Here is a 3,308-nt window from a genome sequence, read left to right as displayed (position 1 = left end):
GTGCGGAAGCGCTGACCGTGCCGGGGGCCGGGATCCCGTGGTTCCTCACCCTGTTCGGGCGGGACTCCGTGCTCACCTCCCTCTTCGCGCTGCCCTACCGCCCCGCCCTCGCCCGCGACACCCTCCTCGCGCTCGCCGCCACCCAGGGCACCCGGCACGACGCCTTCTCCGCCGAGCAGCCCGGCCGTATCGCGCACGAGGTACGCCACGGCGAGCTGGCCGCCTTCCGGCAGGTGCCGTACGGGCGTTACTACGGGTCCGTCGACGTCACCCCCCTCTTCCTCGTCCTGCTCCAGGCGCACGCCGAGGCCACCGCCGACACCGCACTCGCCGCACGGCTGGAGCCGCAGGCACGGGCGGCCGTGGGGTGGATGCTCGGCGACGGCGGGCTGGCGGAGCACGGCTGGCTCGTCTACACCCCCGACCCCGGCGGGCTGGTCAACCAGAACTGGAAGGACTCCGCGGGCGCGATCTGCTTCGCGGACGGCACCCAGGCCGAAGGCCCCGTCGCCGTCGCCGAGGCGCAGGGCTACGCGTACGACGCCCTCGTCCGCACCGCGCGGCTCGCCCGCGGCGTCTGGGGCGACGCCCCGTACGCCGACCGCCTCGACGCCCTCGCCGCCGGGCTGCGCGACCGCTTCCACCGCGACTTCTGGCTGTCCGCCGCGGACTTCCCGGCGCTGGCGCTCGACGGCCGGGGGCGGCAGGTGGACGCGCTCGCCTCGGACGCCGGCCACCTGCTGTGGTCGGGGATCCTGGACCCCGGGCGCGGCGCGCACACCGGACGGCGGCTGCTCGCCGGCGACTTCTTCTCGGGCTGGGCGGTGCGTACGCTGGCGGCCGGTCAACTGCCGTACCACCCGCTGTCGTACCATCGCGGGAGCTGCTGGCCGCATGACAACGCCGTCATCGCCCTCGGTCTGGCCCGCTACGGTCTCGGCCCCGAGGTCCGCTCGCTGGCCCGGGGGCTGCTGGCCACCGCGGAGGCGCACGGCTGGCGGCTGCCGGAGGTGCTGGCCGGTTACGCACGCAGCGACCACCCGGCACCCGTACCGTATCCACACGCCTGCTCCCCGCAGGCGTGGGCAGCAGCCACGCCGCTGGCGCTGCTCACCGCAGTCTCCGGGGGCGGCGGAACCTGACGCCCGCCGCCCCCGGTCCCCCACCTCCGCGCCGGAGCGCGGCGGTCACGCCCTGCCGTCGGCCCGGTCCGTCTCGTCGCTCCCGTCGCTCCCGCCGCTCCCGCCGTTCCCGCCGTTCCCGTCGTCCGTCTCGTCCTCGTCCAGCATCGCCCGGGCCCGCGCCCCCCGCACCGCGGCCGACAGGCCGGCGATGTCGTACGCGCCGCGGTGGCGGCGCCCGTTGACGAAGAACGTCGGCGTGCCCGCGACCCCGCTGAGGTCCGCGGACTCGGTGTCCTCGTCGACCCGGCCCGCGCCGTGGCGGGAGTTCAGCGCCCGGCTGAACCGGTCGACGTCGAGCCCCAGCTCCGCCGCGTGCTCCACCAGGTCACGCGGCGTCAGCCGGTCCTGGTGGGCGAGCAGCCGGTCGTGCATGGGCCAGAACGCGTCCTGCTCGGCAGCCGCCTCCGCGGCCTCGGCGGCGAGCTGCGCGCGCGGGTGCACGTCGGTGAGCGGCAGATGGCGCCAGACGTAGCGGATGTCGCCGAAGTCGGCGAGGAGGTCGCGTACGACGGGTTCGGCCCTGCCGCAGTACGGGCATTCGAAGTCGCCGTACTCGACGACCGTGACGGGCGCCTCGTGCGGGCCGCGGATGTGGTCGCGGTCGGGGTCCACGGGGACGGTGAGGTCGACGATGACGGGCGCGGTGCCCAGCAGCGCGCGGATGCGCCGCTGCTTCGGCAGCCGGCTGGTCACCAGGGCGACGAGCGCGGTGACGAGGACGGAGCCGAGGACCGCGGCGAGGATGCCGATCTTCGCCTCCTCCAGCTGCGTGCCGTCGAACGCCATCGTGGCGATCAGCACGGCGATGGTGAAGCCGATGCCGGTGATGGCGCCGCCGCCCGCGACGGACGCCCAGCCGACGGGCGGGCGCAGCCTGCCCTTGCTCCACCAGGTCGTCAGCGCGGTCGCGCCGATGACGCCGAGCGGCTTGCCGACGACGAAGGCGAGGAAGACGCCCACCGTCAGCGGTGAGGTGACGGCGCTCGACAGGGCGTCGCCGCCCAGCTCGATACCGGTGTTGGCCAGCGCGAACAGCGGCACGACCAGGTAGCTGCTCCACGGGTGGTACATCCGCAGCAGCCGCTCGTTCGGGGAGATCGCCGAGGCGATGCCCTGCCGCGCCTCCCGCTCCAGCTCGGGCGTCGGCTGCTCGCGGAACGAGCGGAACAGCCCGGTGGCCCGCTCCAGGTCGCTGCGCGGCGCCGGGTAGGCGAAGGTCATGAGCCCGATGAGCAGCCCGACGACGACGGGATCCACCCCGGACTCCTCGAACGCCAGCCACATGGCGACACCGAGCAGCGCGTAGAGCGGGCCGCGGCGGCTGCCCGAGGACCGCAGCGCCACGATCGCCGCGAACACGACGGCGCCGACCAGCAGCGGGGGCCAGGTCACGCTGTCGCTGTAGACGAAGGCGATGACGGCGAGGACGACGAAGTCGTCGACGACCGCGATGGTCAGCACGAAGGTGTACAGGCGGCGGGGGAACCGCTTGCCCAGCAGCGCCAGCATGCCGAGCGCGAACGCGGTGTCCGTGGACATCGCCACGCCCCAGCCGGAGGCCGCGGAGTCGCCGGCGTTGAAGGCCAGGAAGATGAGCACCGGCACGAGCATGCCGGCGAGCCCGGCCATGAACGGCAGCGTCACGCGGTTCAGCTCGCGCAGCTCCCCCATGTCGAACTCGCGCCGCACCTCCAGGCCGATGACCAGGAAGAAGACGGTCATCAGCCCGCTGTTGACCCACTCGCGCAGATCGAGGGAGAGGCCGTGGTCGCCCAGCTCGACGGAGAGGTGGGTGTGCCAGAAGTCGGTGTACGTGCCGGGGGCGACGTTGGCCCAGACGAGCGCCGCGACGGCGGCGGCGACGAGGAAGGCGGCGCTGCCGCTCTCCGTGCGGATGAACGTCCAGCGGGCCGAGGTGGTCGGCCGGTTGCACATCGTCCGGTCGGCGGGCGGCGCGGCGTCGGGCTCCGGCATGCTCGCTCTCCCTCGTCTCGCGAACCGTGGTCGGCGGGAGGAGGGGGGCCGCCATGGCCGATATTACGCGCCGCGCACGCGCTGCCTCACGTGCGCGGCACCCCGGCACGGCGGCGGGTCACTACTGGTCAGCGGTCCGGGTGTCCTGGG

Annotated in this window: 2 protein-coding genes; one reads left to right on the top strand and one right to left on the bottom strand. The window is 74.5% G+C overall.

All coding sequences use genetic code 11. The features are described 5' to 3' along the window. On the top strand, positions 1–1,142 hold a 1,142-nt coding region (locus tag H5J30_RS23305; RefSeq protein ID WP_374101015.1), incomplete at its 5' end, for an amylo-alpha-1,6-glucosidase. 45 nt (positions 1,143–1,187) lie between these two features. On the opposite strand, the gene nhaA is transcribed toward H5J30_RS23305, so the two are convergent. Further along, positions 1,188–3,158 (bottom strand): Na+/H+ antiporter NhaA, encoded by a 1,971-nt coding sequence (gene nhaA, locus H5J30_RS23300; RefSeq protein WP_181789335.1) that lies wholly within the window; start codon positions 3,156–3,158, stop codon positions 1,188–1,190. Between the last annotated feature and the right edge of the window lie 150 nt (positions 3,159–3,308).

The sequence above is a fragment of the Streptomyces phytophilus genome, assembly GCF_013870535.1.
In the GTDB taxonomy this organism is placed as follows: Bacteria; Actinomycetota; Actinomycetes; order Streptomycetales; family Streptomycetaceae; genus Streptomyces; species Streptomyces phytophilus.
Note: the sequence above shows the minus strand (reverse complement) of the source record. Positions and strands in the feature narration are given on the sequence as shown.

Bases quoted from the DNA above. Each gene is read 5' to 3' on its own strand.
- nhaA (WP_181789335.1), bottom strand. From the start codon at position 3,158: ATGCCGGAGCCCGACGCCGCGCCGCCCGCCGACCGGACGATGTGCAAC.